This window comes from Yersinia massiliensis (assembly GCF_003048255.1).
Classification (GTDB): domain Bacteria; phylum Pseudomonadota; class Gammaproteobacteria; order Enterobacterales; family Enterobacteriaceae; genus Yersinia; species Yersinia massiliensis_A.
The window spans coordinates 4,048,471-4,063,533 of record NZ_CP028487.1 but is presented as its reverse complement, the minus strand read 5'-3'; the positions used below and the strand labels follow the sequence as shown (position 1 = coordinate 4,063,533).

The window sequence follows — 15,063 nt, the reverse complement described above, 5'->3', positions numbered from 1 at the left end:
TTATTAACGATTAGTTTACTTTTTATGCGAATTTCCTCACAACCTAATACAGGTTCAAACTTAAGGCTTTCTTCCAACTGGCCATTAGCTTTTTGCGCTGGGCTGTTAGGTATTGGGCAAAACGGCTTATTAGTGGTGCTGCCAATATTAGTCAGCAAAACTCATTTATCACTGTCGGTTTGGGCCGGTTTGTTGACCCTAGGTTCAATGCTATTTTTGGTCGGATCGCCGTGGTGGGGACGCCAATCAGAGATTCGTGGGTGTAAGTTTGTCGTCATCATGGCATTGGCGGGCTATTTATTGAGCTTTGCCCTGCTCGCGTTGGCGGTTTGGGGGCTGGCAACGGGGTGGCTAACTGAAATGATAGGGCTGGGGGGGCTGATTGTGGCGCGTATTATATACGGCCTGACAGTCTCTGGCATGGTCCCCGCTTGCCAGACTTGGGCTTTACAGCGTGCCGGATATGAACAACGCATGGCTGCGCTGGCGACAATCAGTTCGGGTCTGAGTTGTGGCCGTCTACTGGGGCCGTTATGTGCGGCGGCGGCTCTTTTGATACACCCAATGGCGCCTCTGTGGTTGATGGCGATATCCCCGTTGATCGCACTGATCGTGGTCAGTTTCCAATACAATGACCCGCCGTTACCGCCGATGGCGCATCAACAAAATCGCCTGCGTATCAATATGCTACCTTATTTAATCTGCGCACTATTACTGGCAGCGACAGTGAGCCTGATGCAGCTTGGATTGGCACCTCATCTGAGCCTATTATTCAGTGATTCGGCAACGGCAGTCAGCCAGCATGTCGCTATTCTCTTGAGTGTGGCAGCGGGTTGTACTTTATTAGCCCAGTTTTTAGTGGTGCGCCCACAGCGCTTTACAGCACCTCAGTTATTACTGATGGCGGCCATATTGATGGTGCTTGGCTTAGGATTAATGTGTGCTCAACCTCTGTTATTGTTCTATGCGGGTTGTGCATTAGCTTCTTTTGGTGCTGCCATGGCAACTCCAGGTTATCAATTGATGCTAAATGACAAGTTGTCCACGGGAAAAGGTTCAGGCGTAATAGCAACCAGCCATACACTAGGTTATGGCATGAGCGCGTTAATGGTCCCGATTGTGGCCAAACTTTACGGTGAGTCATACCTCATCGCCGCGGCTTTGCTGATGGCCGTTCTGTTGAGCGCAATCAGTGGCTGGCTCTGGTGTCAGCATCAAGAAACAGTCCATTCTGCAGGAGAGTAACGAAAATGTCCGGCTCGTCAAGCTACCGAATTTTTGATATCAAATTGAAAGCAAAAGAAAATGTTTCGCCTTCATTGATGCGCTGTGTCTTTGAAGGTGCAGAAGTTAATCGCATGAAACTTGAAGCGCCCGATCAGCGGATCAAATTGTTATTCCCAGCAGAAGACGGACAGATCCCGCAGTTAGAAAAGAGTGATGATTGGTATCGCAGTTACATGGCTTTACCTAAAGCGCAACGTCCGGTGATGCGCACCTATACTCTGCGCGCGTTGCGTACCGAGCAAAACGAGATGGATGTGGAGTTTGTTTTGCACGGCGAAACGGGCCCAGCATCCGCTTGGGCAACACATGCCAAAGCGGGCGATGCCATTCAGGTCGTAGCGCCGAATGCCGAATATCCACTCGATAGTGGGGGTTATGAGTGGTCACCCCCCGCGCAGATGACGCAAGCGTTATTGATTGCGGATGAGACGGCGTTGCCGGCAGCCGTGGCTATTTTGGAGCAACTGGCATTACAGATTAAGCCACCACAGGTTCAAGCATTTTTTGAGGTGCCGCTCGCCGGTGATTGCCTCAGCCTTGAGCAATATCAGTTTGCACAAATACACTGGTTGCCACGGGATGTTGAAGGGCAATCCGCACACGGCCGCCTATTAGTAGATGCGGTACGTCAATCGGTACAGATCCCAGATATGGCGCAGGTCGCTGGGCAATCGTTGGCGGAAAATAGCTTGGGCGGTGAGGTACTATGGGAGCGCGCTGAAGGTGAGAAGGCGTTCTACGCTTGGGTCGCCGCGGAGTCTTCAACAGTGAAGGTTTTACGCCGCTATCTTATTGGTGAGCGTGGCTTAGATCGTTCCACGGTCAACTTTATGGCGTATTGGTGTTAAGGGCTTTGCTGCGATAGGGAAGAGGTGGCGACATTTTTCTGAAAAAAACCGCTGATAAGGCGAGGTGAAAACCGGGCTTCCCATCCCGGCTCTCACCTAGCATCGAGCACTTAAGACGTTACTGGTGAGTGACCACCACCAAACGAATCGCGTCTAAACGCCAACCCGCCTGATTCAGGCTTTCCAGCACCAGTTTACGGTTATGTTCCAGTGCCTCGAGTTCGTCATCGCGAATATTAGGATTTACCGCTTTTAGCGCTTCCAAACGGGCCAGTTCCGCGCTCAACTTATCATCAGCTTCATGCTTAGCCGCATCAATCAGCAAGCGAGCTTGCTCTTCAACCAATGCTTCCGCTTGCTGCAACATGGTGTGCACTTCTTGCTGTACCGCATTGACCAGCTTGCTGGAGGTATGACGGTTGACCGCATTCAATTGACGGTTAAAGGATTCAAACTCAACCTGTGCCGCTAGATTGGTGCCGTTACGATCCATCAGCATCCGCACTGGCGTCGGTGGTAAGAAACGGGTCAATTGCAGGTGCTTCGGTGCTTGTGCTTCTACCACATACACTAATTCAGCCAGCAGCGTCCCGACCGGTAATGCTTTGTTTTTCAATAATGAAACAGCACAGCTACCGGTATCACCTGACAGGATCAGATCCAAACCATTACGGATGATCGGGTGCTCCCAACTGACAAATTGGGCATCTTCCCGTGAGAGGGCTTGTTCGCGATCAAAGGTCACGGTGCAGCCATCTTGCGGTAGCCCAGGGAAATCAGGCACCAGCATGTGATCAGATGGCGTCAGTACGATCAGATTATCACTGCGATCTTCTTGATTGATCCCGACAATATCGAACAGGTTCAGCGCAAAGCTGACCAAGTTAACGTCATTATCTTGATCCGCAATAATTTGCGCCAATTCTTGCCCATGCTCGCCACCGTTGGAATGCATCTCCAGTAAGCGGTCACGCCCTTGCTCCAACTGAAGTTTCAGCGCTTCATGTTGCTGGCGGCAAGTTTGGATAAACTCATCCAACCCCTCTTGCTCATTCGGGGTCGCCAAATAGCCAATCAGTGTTTGGTAGCCGGCATCATAAATTGTCCGGCCCGTTGGGCAAGTATGCTCGAAAGCGTCTAACCCTTCGTGATACCAACGCACCAGCACCGCCTGCGCAGTATTTTCCAGATACGGCACCATGATTTGGATTTCACGATTCTGACCGATACGGTCTAAGCGGCCAATACGTTGTTCCAACAAGTCAGGGTTGAAAGGTAAATCGAACATCACCAACTGACAGGCAAACTGGAAGTTACGCCCTTCGGAACCAATTTCAGAACACAGCAACACCTGTGCGCCATCTTCTTCAGAAGCAAAATAGGCGGCGGCGCGGTCGCGCTCAATCAGCGACAAACCTTCGTGGAACACCGCTGCGCGGATAGCTTCACGCTCACGCAACACTTGCTCGAGTTGCAACGCGGTGGCAGCTTGCGCGCAAATGACCAACACTTTCTCGTTACGATGAGCAATCAGGTAGTTAAGCAACCACTCAACGCGGGGATCAAAGTTCCACCACGTTGCGTTTTCACCTTCAAACTCCTGATAGATTTGCTCGGGATACAGCATATCTTTCGCGCGCGCTTCCAGCGCTTTTTTGGCCCCCATGATGCCGGACACTTTAATCGCTGTTTGGTATTGCGTCGGCAAGGGCAGCTTAATCTGATGCAAGACACGATGCGGGAAGCCTTTCACGCCATTACGGGTGTTACGGAACAAGATTCGGCTGGTGCCGTGTCTGTCCATCAACATGGCGACCAACTCTTTACGCGCAGCTTCGCTATCTTCACTTTGGCTATTGGCGGCTTTCAGCAGTGGCTCAATGTCCTGCTCAGCCATCAGCTCACCCAACAAATTCAGCTTATCGTCAGCTAAGCGCTCCCCACCCAGCAGCAACGTCACCGCATCGGCAATCGGGCGATATTTCTGCTGTTCGTTGACGAACTCTTCGTAGTCGTGGAAGCGATCGGGATCGAGCAAACGCAAGCGCGCAAAGTGGCTCTGTTGACCGAGTTGCTCAGGGGTCGCGGTCAGTAGCAGCACGCCGGGAATATTTTCAGCCAATTGTTCGATGACCTGATACTCACGGCTTGGCGCTTCTTCACTCCACGCCAGATGGTGCGCTTCATCGACGACCAGTAGATCCCAAGAGGCATCGGCTAACTGTTCCAAACGCTGCTTATTACGGCGCACAAAATCCAGTGAACAGATAACCAGTTGCTCGGTTTCGAATGGGTTAGTGCTATCGAGCAGAGATTCAGAATAGCGGCTGTCATCAAACAGGGAGAAACGCAGGTTGAAGCGGCGCAGCATTTCAACTAGCCACTGATGCTGTAGGCTTTCTGGTACCACAATTAACACGCGCTCAGCACGGCTAGACAGCAGTTGCTGGTTGATAATCATCCCAGCTTCAATGGTTTTACCCAAGCCCACTTCATCCGCGAGTAAGACACGCGGTGCATGGCGTTGGCCGACTTCATAAGCGATATGGAGTTGATGGGGGATCAGGCTAGCGCGGACGCCACGCAAACCGCTCCACGCCAAGCGGAATTGCTCACTTTGATATTTACGCGCGCGAAAACGCAGGGCGAATCGATCCATACGGTCGATTTGGCCAGCAAATAAGCGATCCTGCGGTTTGCTAAAAGTCAGTTTGCTATCGAGCAAAACTTCACGCATCGAGACGCCTGTCTCTTCGGTGTCCAAACGGGTGCCGATATAGGTAATCAGCCCGTTTTCGAGTATCACATCGTCCACTTTCAGCTGCCAGCCTTCGTGGTGAGTGATGGTATCGCCCGGATTGAACATCACGCGGGTGATCGGCGAATCATTTCTAGCGTAAAGGCGGTTTTCACCGGTGGCGGGGAACAGTAAGGTCACCATGCGTACGTCGATGGCAACGACAGTACCTAATCCAAGCTCACTTTCTGTGTCGCTGATCCAGCGTTGACCAAGTGTAAAAGGCATAAATTATCGGCTCGATTTTTTTGTTTGACAGTGATGAATAGAATCGTGTTTGTCAGTGTGATTGATGCGAATTTTGGCAAGGGCGCTATGGTAATGGAAGGCGAGCGCGACGTCACCTCTAAAACAACGGAATAACGATTAAAATAACCCCATCTGACCCGTGATCAGCGTGGTGAAGTCATCGTGCATAAAAGGAAGTATAGCGTCAGCAACCGGTTGTAGCTGGCGGGTGAGATAGTGATCGTAATCGATAGGGGATTGGCGTGTTTCCAGCGGCTCTGGGCCTGCGGTAGTCATCACATAGTTTATCCAACCGCCATTTTGATATTGCAATGGTCGGCCTTTCTGGCGGTTGAACTCATCGGCTAAACGAGCTGCTCTGGCATGAGGTGGCACATTACGTTGATAGTCATCCAGCCGTCGACGTAGGCGTTTACGGTAAATCAGTTGATCATCTAACTCGCCATTCAGTGTACGCGCCACATAATCGCGCACATAGTCCTGATAGGGCTGTTGCTGAAAAATCAGCAGGTAGAGTTCGCGTTGGAATTGTTGCGCCAGTGGCGTCCAATCCGTGCGCACTGTCTCTAGCCCTTTGTAGACCATTTTATCGCCATCGGGGGTAGTAATAAGGCCAGCGTAGCGTTTTTTACTGCCTTGTTCTGCGCCACGAATGGTAGGCATCAGAAAGCGACGATAATGGGTTTCAAATTCCAACTCTAATGCGCAGGGTAAATCATAGGTTTGCCGAATATGGTTTTGCCACCATTGATTGACGTGTTGAACCAGTGCTCGGCCAATGTGCGATGCCTGCTCTTCGCTATGCGCATTCTTCAGCCAGACAAAGGTTGAGTCAGTGTCGCCATAAATCACCTGATAGCCTTGGGCTTCAATTAACTCACGGGTTTGGCGCATGATGTCATGGCCGCGCAAGGTAATCGATGACGCTAATCTCGGGTCAAAAAATCGGCATCCGCTGGAGCCTAACACGCCATAAAAGGCGTTCATAATGATCTTCAGTGCTTGCGACAGCGGCTTATTTTGTTGGCGCTTAGCCGCTTCTCTTCCCTGCCAAATCTGGTTAACGATGGCAGGCAGGCAGTGTTTCTCGCGGGAGAACCAAGCCCCACGAAAACCCGGCACAGAATGTTGCTCATCAGGTTGCTGCATGCCCACAACTAATCCCACCGGATCAATTAAAAAGGTGCGGATAATCGAGGGGTACAGGCTTTTATAGTCGAGCACCAACACTGAATCATATAAACCGGGCTGGGAATCCATTACAAAGCCGCCGGGGCTGTGCTCTTCGGGGAGCTCACCTAAGTTGGGGGCGACATAACCGATGCGGTGCATTCGTGGTAGATAAAGATGAGTAAACGCCGCCACTGAACCACCACTGCGATCTGCCGCGAGTCCGGTGACGGTAGAGCGCTCAAGCAAAAAGCTCAGCAGCTCAGTTTTGGCAAAAATCCGTGTCACCAACTCGCAGTCTTTTAGGTTATAACGTGCCAGCGCGGGCTTATCATGGGCAAAACGATGATTGATCTCATCCATACGCTGATAAGGGTTATCACTGGCTTTACCTTCGCCCAGTAACGTCTGGGAAACCGATTCCAAGCTGAAAGAGGGGAAGTTCCAAGTGGCTGATTTGAGTGCCTCAATGCCATCGATAATCAACCGCCCAGCGGCAGAGGCGAAGAAATGCCCTTGCTTGAAACCGTGTTCACGCCATTCGAGCAGGTTACCACCACGGCCAAAGCGCAGTGGGATCTGATAGCGGTCTGCATGCTTTTGCAATACCCGTAAATCGAACTGCACCAAATTCCAACCAATAATGGCATCGGGATCATACTGTTCCAGCCACTGATTCAGCTTTTCCAGTAATAGCGGGCGGCTGGCAACATACTCTAGATTGAAATCCAGTGCGGCAGCCTCTTGCGTCTCCCCATTGGGTGGCCCGAGCATGTAGACCTGACGCTGACCGCAACCCTCGAGCCCAATACAGTAAAGCTCGCCGTGTTCACTGGTTTCGATATCCAGTGATAGTAGCTTCAGTGTCGGCCGGTAGTCATCGGCGGGTTTCATTTGAGTATTGAGCAGTGGGCCGTTACCGTTGTTATCACCGCTAAACCAGACTGGCGCGGTAATAAAGCGTTCCATCAGAAAACGTTCAGGCGGGCGTATATCACCCTCATACACATTCACGCCACTTTCGCGCAGCAGTTTTTCCAAGCGGATTAATTGGCGATGCTGGCTGCAATACAGGCCCAACACGGGGCGTTGATGGAAGTCTGTTAGCTCAAGGGGGCGCAGTTCCCAGCGCCGTTCATTACGCAGCAGAGTTTCAGCCCGTTGCCGTTGTTCAGCCGGGATAAAGGCCACCGATGGCTGAGCCGGCAGCCGGACATGCTGCGGGCCTTCATCGGTGGCTAACCAGAATTCAACTTCGGTGCCTGCCTGCGTATCGCGCCAGTGGCGGGTGAGCAGGAAGCCCTGACGGGTTTGCCCCACAGTGCTACCTTTAGTATATGAATGAATTAATATCGTTTGAAATCTTAAGCTATCTTAGTATGGGTATTTATACAGTGATTGTCTATTTCAATGATAGGTTACTCTCAATCTATCTACCCGCAAAATCATTGGCTTTGCCGCTAAGGTTGCAGTGCTTTGATGTCAAATGCGAGAAATTGCTGATTGACTGATTTAGCCGAGGGCCGGACAATCCCCCGCGCCTTAAACAGGGTTGTTAACTCACTGAGCGTTATGATAAACGGATAAATCTATGGAAGCCTACGTATTACATTTATTGACACAATCACTGGCTTTCGCGCTATTTGTCGTCATGTTAGTGACATTTCTCGAATCTTTAGCGCTGGTGGGCATGCTACTGCCCGGTACGGTCATGATGACGACGGTCGGGGCATTGATTGGCAGTGGAGAGATGAGTTTTTATTGGGCTTGGGCTGCCGCGACGGTGGGTTGCCTCACGGGGGATTGGCTCTCGTACTTTATTGGTCGCCGCTTCAAAGAACCACTACACCGCTGGTCGTTCCTGAAAAAGCATAAATCCTTGTTGGCAAAAACCGAGCATGCGCTGCACAACCACAGTATGGCAACGGTGCTACTAGGGCGCTTTATTGGTCCCGCACGGCCTATCGTGCCGATGGTGGCAGGGATGCTGAATCTGCCGCCGGTCAAATTCGCGCTACCCAATGTGATTGGTTGCCTCACTTGGCCCCCTATTTACTTCTTCCCCGGTATTCTCGCCGGTGTTGCTATTGATATTCCGCCCAGTGCCAACAGCTTTATGTTCAAGTGTCTGCTGGTTACGGTTGTCCTGTTGATTTGGCTGGCGTGTTGGCTGTCATGGCGCTGGTGGCGTTTTGGTAAACGTAGCCCAGACCGTCTCAGCCGTTGGTTACCTCTTGGCCGACTGCGTTGGTTGACGGTATTGGCGATTGCCATGGCGATAGCCAGTTTTGTTTGGCTGCATATGCAACCCATCATGCCGGTTTATCGTCATTTGTTGTGGAAGGTGCTGGCTGGCTGATTGCCTCGTGCTCACCCCAATCACAAACTTGAGGTGGCGATCCCCAGTACCTTGGCTTCGGGTGCGCTGCCATTCACCAGTGCTTGTGTCGGGCCGTCGTAATAAATGCGGCCATCCACGATCAGCAAGGTACGATCGGCGATGCGAGCGGCATCATCAAGATTGTGTGACACCATCAATAGGGTGAGTTGTCGCTGGCGGCACACCTGATCAACCAATAACAGCATTTCATTACGCAACGCGGGATCTAGCGCCGAAAATGGCTCATCGAGCAGCAAGATGGGCTGGCTACGCACCAAACACCGCGCCAATGCCGCTCGTTGGCGTTGACCACCAGAAAGCTGGGCTGGCAGGCGATCGAGGCAGTCCTCTAATCCCACTTGCTGGGCAATTTGGCGCAGTAATTGTTTTTGTTCCTGATTCAGTTTCAGCCCCGGATGCAAGCCCAGCCCGATGTTCTGTTCCACACTCAGATGGGAGAATAAATTGTTCTCCTGAAACAGCATCGACACCGGCCGCTGGGCGGGCGTGGTGGCGGTATGGTCCTGATGGTTCAGTAACATGTGACCGCTGGTGGGCGCTAAAAAACCCGCAATGAGGCTCAGCAGGGTACTTTTCCCTGCGCCACTCGGCCCGAGGATGGCCACCCGTTCACCCTGTTGAATCCGCACATCAAAGCGCATGGGTAAGTGGTCATACAGATAGGTGATTTTTTCAAGCGTTAGCATGGCGGCTCGGCAGTCGTTCAATAAGGGTAAACAGCAAGAAACAGAGCAACAGCAGGAGCAAGGCGGTCACCGCACCATCGTGGCTGCGGTAAGAACCTATCTGTTGATAGAGATAAAATGGCAGGGTGCGGAAATGTTCATTGCCAAATAACGCCACCACACCAAAATCACCAATAGAGAGCACGCTGGCAAAGGCCAGTGCTTGCGCTAATGGGCGTTTCAGGGCGCTCAATTCAATATAGCGCAACCGATGCCAGCCGCGAATATCCAGTGATAAGCACAGCGGCGTGTAGCGCTCAGCCAGATCCCGCATCGGGTTATCCAGCACTTTCAAGGCATAGGGTACCGCCATCAGCGCATTGGTGAGGATCACCAGCGCGTAAGGGGATTGCGGTAAGCCAACCGTGTCGTTGAGCAGCAGGAAGAAACCGGTCGCTAACACGATACCCGGCATCGCCAAAATCACCATGCCACTCACTTCGAGCGCCTGACCATAAGCCATTTGATGGCGTAACTGTAGCTCACGACTGCTCCACAACAACATCATGGTGAGGGTCACACACAGCAATCCGGCCCCAATGGCAATCGTCAGTGAGGTGAAGAAGGCTTGCCAAAGTGCCGGTTGTTGCAACACCGTCAGGATCGTCTGATTGCTACCATCAATGACGACGGCTAACAACGGTGGAACCATCAATAGCAAGGCGGAACCTATGAGCAGCGTATCGCTGATGCGCGACCAAGGGCTATCTTGCTGATTGCGCCAGACTTGCGCGTGGGTATTGCCGACCGCCAGTACGGAATTAAGCCGCTGGCTCAATATCACTAACCCCAAGCAGCAGCCCAGTTGAATCAACGCCAACAGTGCGGCGCGCCCGAGATCGTAGTCGTAACTCAGCGCCTGATAAATGGCCAGCTCGATCGTGGTGGCTTGTGGCCCGCCACCCAGTGATAGCACGGTGGCGAAACTGGCAAAACAGAGCATAAAAATCAGTGCGGAAGTGGGCAGAATTTGGCGGCGCAGGTAGGGCCATTCGACCCAGCGGAAATGCTGCCAACCGTTCATGCCTAATTGCGCCGCTAATTGTCGCTGCTCAACAGCAATACTTTCCAATGACTGCAACAGCAATCGTGTTGCCAGCGGCATATTAAAGAAGATATGCGCCAATAAAATGCCTTGTAAACCATAGGGGGAGAAACGGTAATCCACCCCCATCCAGCCAAATAATCCGGCTAGCCAACCTTGGCGGCCGTACACCGTCAAAATACCAAATAGCGCGACAAGCACGGGCAACACCAGCGTCATGGCACATAAACGCAGCATCAATTGGCGGCCAGGAAAGCGGCGGCGATACAGGGCACGCGCCAAAAAAATAGCGGGTAGCACCGACAGTAGCGCAGAGAGAAACGCCTGCCAGAAGGTAAAGCGAATCACATGCCACAGATAGCTGTCATGCCAGAGGCTGCGCCAGTCGGCTGCCGGCGCATGTCGCCAAATCGCGGTGAACGCCAATAAGGCGACACCGACTATCAGCGCAGCGGCGAGCAGCCCCGGCCACAACCACGCGGGGATTAACGGCTGACGGCGGATTGCCATGCCTGAATCCATTTTCCACGGTTATCGGCCACGTCTTTAGCATCAAACTGTAACGCTTTTTGCGGCACGTTTAGCGTTTCAAACCCAGCAGGCAGATCCATTTTGATGACGGGATACATCCAGTTACCGGTCGGAATGTGGTCTTGGAACGCGGGGGTCACGATAAATTTCATAAAGCGCTGTGCCAGTTCTGGCTGTTTGCTGGACGCGACTTGACCGGCGACTTCCACTTGCAGATAGTGGCCTTCACTGAAATCAGCGGCGGCATAATTATCTTTCTTCTCTTCAATCAGATGGTAAGCCGGAGAGGTGGTATAGCTGAGTACCAAATCGCCTTCACCTTTGAGGAACAGGCCATAAGCCTCACTCCAGCCTTTGGTGACAGTGACGGTTTTCTTCGCCAGTTGTTGCCATGCCTGTGGCGCTTTATCGCCATACACTTTTTGCATCCACAACATCAAACCAAGGCCCGGTGTGCTGGTGCGAGGATCTTGATAAATGACTTTCCACGGCGCATCACTGCTAACTAATTCTTGCAGGCTTTTTGGCGGGTTTTTCAGTTTGTTTTTGTCATACACAAAGGCGAAATAGCCGTAGTCGAAAGGAACAAAGGTTTTGTTTTGCCATGGTTCAGGGAGTGTTAGCGTGCTCGTATCCACTTGGCTGGGGGCGAATAAGCCCGTTTGTTCCGCTGCCTGCACCAAATTGTTATCTAAGCCTAAAATCACATCAGCTTGGCTGTTCTTCCCTTCCATTCGCAGGCGGTTTAGCAGTGAAACGCCGTCTTCCAGCGCCACAAATTTAAGCTGGCAATCACATTCGGCTTCAAAGGCTTTTTTTATCGCTGGCCCTGGCCCCCAGTCGGCAGCAAAGGAGTCATAAGTGTAAACCGTCAAGGTGGGTTTATCGGCAGCAACAGCGGCAACAGAAAATAAGAACAAGCAGGGAATCATGCGTTTAAACACTTTGCACTCCTTAAGATAAAGGTGGCAAAGGTATCTGAGGCGGTGAATAACATCGGCATCGCAGTGAGGCGGCGTTATTTTTCTCAAATCCCTCCGCCGGTTTTAACCGGATCAGGTTCGACGGGTTTACTCTCAGCGAAAAAAACCTGCTGCGGTGAGGTTGATCCGGCGTTGGGCAGTACTCGATATCCTCACGTACTCGCAGTACGCTCCGGTTTCTCTGTGCTGTCCGCCTCCGGCTGAACCTCCCTCGCAACGTTTTTGTTTCAGCGTTAATGGAACGAAGCAGAATAAATTCTGATCACGACCACAGCAGCTTTTCCGCACCCCGTTGAGACGGCGCTATTGTAGAGACTAATTCGGGCCGGTGAAAGTGTGTTTATGCCTCGGGTGGGGTAAACCATGCGGATTTGAAATCAAACCAGCCGAGGGTGTTCATGCGCACGCCGCGCATGCTGTGCTGCCCATATAATTCTAGCCAGTGATGGAAGAGCGGGTGGAATTGATTTTGGCTGACCAACCGTTGACTCCAATCCGCCATGGGAAGGGTATTATTACGCCATAACTCCACGTCTTGATGCAGTTTATCGTCGAGACAATATTGCAGCAGGGGCAACTCATACAGCGTCGCAAACAGTGAAAACTCCAGCGGCAGGTAGAAGTTGGCGCTACCAAGCCACATATCGCTTTCAGCACCGCCTTGATACCAACTGACATAATCGACCACCTGAATCACCAATTTGACGCCGTGCGCGGCCAGCAGTGTGGTCAGTGTTTGGCTGATGGCATCAAATTCAGAATGCTCACTGTAAAACGTCAGCGTCAGCTCCGTTAACCCTTCGGGCTTCGGCTCTAGTGTGGTCAACCGGTTATGGTGCCAGCGCGGTAGCATGCCGTAAGCGGGCGACCAGTAACGCTGATAAAACGGGTCAGCGTGGCTGAGTAGGGCGACCGGTGTGATCAGCTCACAAAGCCAGCGGCGGATTTCGGGTTGGCTCGTTTGTGCCGATCGTTGGTCAAACAGTAAGAAATAGCAGCCTTCTTCCAAGCGGCTTTCCAGCTCATTTTTACTGGTGTCGTCAGCTTGCAACTGCACACCAGAGTAAACTAATTCCTCGGACAACTCCGGCAGTACCCAGATGTTCACTTCATCAATCAGTGCGCGAAAACCAAAATAGTTATCAAAGGCCTGAATTTTCAACTGACTGTGGTGATTACGCATCACCGAATAGGGGCCAGTGCCGATAGGATGGCGCTGGAAGTCCGGCTGGCTTTCCCACTCTTGCGGCAAAATCATGGCGTGAACGCACCCCAATAGCCAAGGTAACCAGTGGTCTGGGCTGCTCAGATGCACGTCAATGACATAGGGGGTGGGGGAGCGCACAGCGGTGATGTGCGAAAACAGCGGCTGCGGGATCAAGCGCGTCAAACTGGCGATGACATCGTTCATTTCCAATTCACGGCCGTGGTGAAAATGGATGGCGGGCCGCAAATAAAAACGCCAATGCAACGGACTCATGGCTTGCCAGTGATGAGATAAGTCCGGTTCGAGTTCCCCGTTTTCCTCATTTATTCGCGTTAGGCCATTAAATATCTGCCGCACCATATGCGTTTCGGAACGTCGTAGGGCAGTACCGGGTAACAGGTTCGGCAGTGGGCGGTAATAGAGCACGCGCAGAATATGTTTCCCTTGCCGGAAGCTACGTCCTAACTGGGATAGCAGCATTTGTCGTACGGCTTTTTTATCGCCAACTAATTGCACCAGTTGATCAATATGATCCTGCTCGAGTAACTCCTCGGCCCGTTGTTGTTGCAGTGCTAAACCAGAATAGAGAAACGTCAATTGTGAACGCTTACCACGGCCCGCTTCGGCTTGCCAACTCAACCAACCCGCTTGCTGCATGCTGCTGAGCAAGGATCGGACATGGCGGCGTGAACAACTGAGTACGTCTGCCAGCTCTTGCAAGGTGGTTTCCGTTTGCTGACCATTAAAACGTTGCCAGAGCCGAATAAACTGTTGTTGCAGACGTGAGGCAGACATAAAAGGGGAACTCCACGGCAAAATTCATCAATTTTTCTTTCCCTATATTACGCAGATACTGGTGTGCATGAAAAGCGGGTTATCACTGCAACGTCTAAGAAGTCACACTAAGTGGAGGGATAATATGATTTTTAATCTACAACGTTATTCCACCCATGACGGTCCTGGCATTCGCAGCGTGGTGTTCCTCAAAGGCTGTTCGCTCAGTTGTCGTTGGTGCCAAAATCCGGAGAGCCGATCAGCAAAACCTGATGTGCTATATGACCCACGCCTTTGTCTTTCTGGTTGCGATTTGTGTCAGCAAAGTTGCCCGCAAGCGATCCAACGAATTGATGATCAATTAGTTATCCAGCGCCAGTTATTGGCCGAAGATGATATACAGGCGCTCACCCTTCGCTGCCCCAGTGGCGCACTCACGGTATGTGGTCGCCCCATTGATCTTGATGCCACGATGGAGACTTTACTGCGCGATTTGCCATTTTATCGGCGTAGCGGTGGTGGGGTGACCTTATCCGGTGGCGAACCTTTTATGCAGCCTGAGATTGCCGCTGAAATATTGCAACGTTGCCATCAAGTGGGCATTCATACGGCTGTTGAATCTTGCTTACATACGCCATGGCGTTATATCGCGCCCTCATTGCCGTGGCTTGATTTGATGTTGGCGGACTTAAAACACACCGATGAGCGCCGTTTCCAGCAGTGGACGGGGGGATCCGCCAAACGAGTCATGGCGAATTTTCGCCAATTAGCCGCTGCGGGCACCAATATCACCGTGCGAGTGCCATTAATCCCTGATTTCAATGCTGACCGCCGTTCGGTGAAAGGGATTGTCGATTTTGCTGCTGATGAGATTGGCGTGAAAGAGATTCATTTTTTGCCTTATCACACACTGGGGATCAATAAATATTCGTTGCTGGGTGAAACCTATCTGGCCGCAAGTACCCCGTTGGATTCACCTGATTTGTTGGCCTTCGCGGAAAGTTATGCCCGTGACAAGGGCCTAACCGCAATGTTAAGAGGATGAT

At 51.8% G+C, this 15,063-nt stretch carries 11 protein-coding genes; 5 read left to right on the top strand and 6 right to left on the bottom strand.

The window, feature by feature from the left end:
* Positions 1-24: 24 nt before the first annotated feature.
* Both DA391_RS18830 and DA391_RS18825 read left to right on the top strand, forming a co-directional pair.
* The gene (locus DA391_RS18830) at positions 25-1,245 is read left to right on the top strand and encodes an MFS transporter (protein WP_050285931.1); all 1,221 of its coding nucleotides are present in this window, start codon (positions 25-27) and stop codon (positions 1,243-1,245) included.
* Positions 1,246-1,250: 5 nt separating this feature from the next.
* The gene (locus tag DA391_RS18825; RefSeq protein ID WP_108088067.1) at positions 1,251-2,135 is read left to right on the top strand and encodes a siderophore-interacting protein; all 885 of its coding nucleotides are present in this window, start codon (positions 1,251-1,253) and stop codon (positions 2,133-2,135) included.
* A gap of 118 nt (positions 2,136-2,253) precedes the next feature.
* On the opposite strand, the gene rapA is transcribed toward DA391_RS18825, so the two are convergent.
* Entirely contained in the window at positions 2,254-5,160 is a 2,907-nt protein-coding gene (gene rapA / locus DA391_RS18820) for an RNA polymerase-associated protein RapA (protein ID WP_050080204.1), read from the bottom strand.
* A gap of 138 nt (positions 5,161-5,298) precedes the next feature.
* Positions 5,299-7,671 (bottom strand): DNA polymerase II, encoded by a 2,373-nt coding sequence (locus DA391_RS18815; protein ID WP_108088066.1) that lies wholly within the window; start codon positions 7,669-7,671, stop codon positions 5,299-5,301.
* Between the two features lie 271 nt (positions 7,672-7,942).
* On the opposite strand from DA391_RS18815, the gene DA391_RS18810 reads away from it, so the two are divergent.
* Complete coding sequence (locus DA391_RS18810) at positions 7,943-8,710, top strand: DedA family protein (protein ID WP_019211106.1); 768 nt, start codon at positions 7,943-7,945, stop codon at positions 8,708-8,710.
* 20 nt (positions 8,711-8,730) lie between these two features.
* Here DA391_RS18810 and thiQ read toward each other — a convergent pair whose 3' ends face one another.
* Genes thiQ through thiB form a run of 3 tightly spaced genes read right to left on the bottom strand, consistent with a single transcriptional unit; the run spans position 8,731 to position 11,997 of the window.
* Positions 8,731-9,438 (bottom strand): thiamine ABC transporter ATP-binding protein ThiQ, encoded by a 708-nt coding sequence (gene thiQ / locus DA391_RS18805; protein WP_049604824.1) that lies wholly within the window; start codon positions 9,436-9,438, stop codon positions 8,731-8,733.
* The gene (gene thiP, locus DA391_RS18800) at positions 9,425-11,032 is read right to left on the bottom strand and encodes a thiamine/thiamine pyrophosphate ABC transporter permease ThiP (protein WP_050872497.1); all 1,608 of its coding nucleotides are present in this window, start codon (positions 11,030-11,032) and stop codon (positions 9,425-9,427) included. The genes thiQ and thiP overlap by 14 nt, the downstream gene beginning before the upstream one ends.
* A complete protein-coding gene (thiB, locus tag DA391_RS18795; protein WP_050080212.1) occupies positions 11,008-11,997 on the bottom strand; it encodes a thiamine ABC transporter substrate binding subunit in 990 nt (329 codons plus the stop codon). Before thiB ends, thiP begins: the two co-directional genes overlap by 25 nt.
* Positions 11,998-12,018: 21 nt before the next feature.
* On the opposite strand from thiB, the gene DA391_RS24745 reads away from it, so the two are divergent.
* Positions 12,019-12,240 (top strand): hypothetical protein, encoded by a 222-nt coding sequence (locus tag DA391_RS24745; RefSeq protein WP_430980860.1) that lies wholly within the window; start codon positions 12,019-12,021, stop codon positions 12,238-12,240.
* Between the two features lie 136 nt (positions 12,241-12,376).
* On the opposite strand, the gene sgrR is transcribed toward DA391_RS24745, so the two are convergent.
* Positions 12,377-14,038 carry an HTH-type transcriptional regulator SgrR gene (sgrR, locus tag DA391_RS18790; protein WP_057642527.1) on the bottom strand — a complete coding sequence of 554 codons (1,662 nt, stop codon included), beginning with the start codon at positions 14,036-14,038 and terminating at the stop codon, positions 12,377-12,379.
* Positions 14,039-14,162: 124 nt separating this feature from the next.
* On the opposite strand from sgrR, the gene DA391_RS18785 reads away from it, so the two are divergent.
* The gene (locus tag DA391_RS18785) at positions 14,163-15,062 is read left to right on the top strand and encodes a glycyl-radical enzyme activating protein (RefSeq protein ID WP_050080215.1); all 900 of its coding nucleotides are present in this window, start codon (positions 14,163-14,165) and stop codon (positions 15,060-15,062) included.
* Position 15,063: the final 1 nt, after the last annotated feature.

Coding starts and splice junctions, on each gene's coding strand:
- DA391_RS18830 (WP_050285931.1), top strand. CDS start 25: ATGCGAATTTCCTCACAACCTAATACAGGTTCAAACTTAAGGCTTTCT.
- DA391_RS18825 (WP_108088067.1), top strand. CDS start 1,251: ATGTCCGGCTCGTCAAGCTACCGAATTTTTGATATCAAATTGAAAGCA.
- rapA (WP_050080204.1), bottom strand. CDS start 5,160: ATGCCTTTTACACTTGGTCAACGCTGGATCAGCGACACAGAAAGTGAG.
- DA391_RS18810 (WP_019211106.1), top strand. CDS start 7,943: ATGGAAGCCTACGTATTACATTTATTGACACAATCACTGGCTTTCGCG.
- thiQ (WP_049604824.1), bottom strand. CDS start 9,438: ATGCTAACGCTTGAAAAAATCACCTATCTGTATGACCACTTACCCATG.
- thiP (WP_050872497.1), bottom strand. CDS start 11,032: ATGGCAATCCGCCGTCAGCCGTTAATCCCCGCGTGGTTGTGGCCGGGG.
- sgrR (WP_057642527.1), bottom strand. CDS start 14,038: ATGTCTGCCTCACGTCTGCAACAACAGTTTATTCGGCTCTGGCAACGT.
- DA391_RS18785 (WP_050080215.1), top strand. CDS start 14,163: ATGATTTTTAATCTACAACGTTATTCCACCCATGACGGTCCTGGCATT.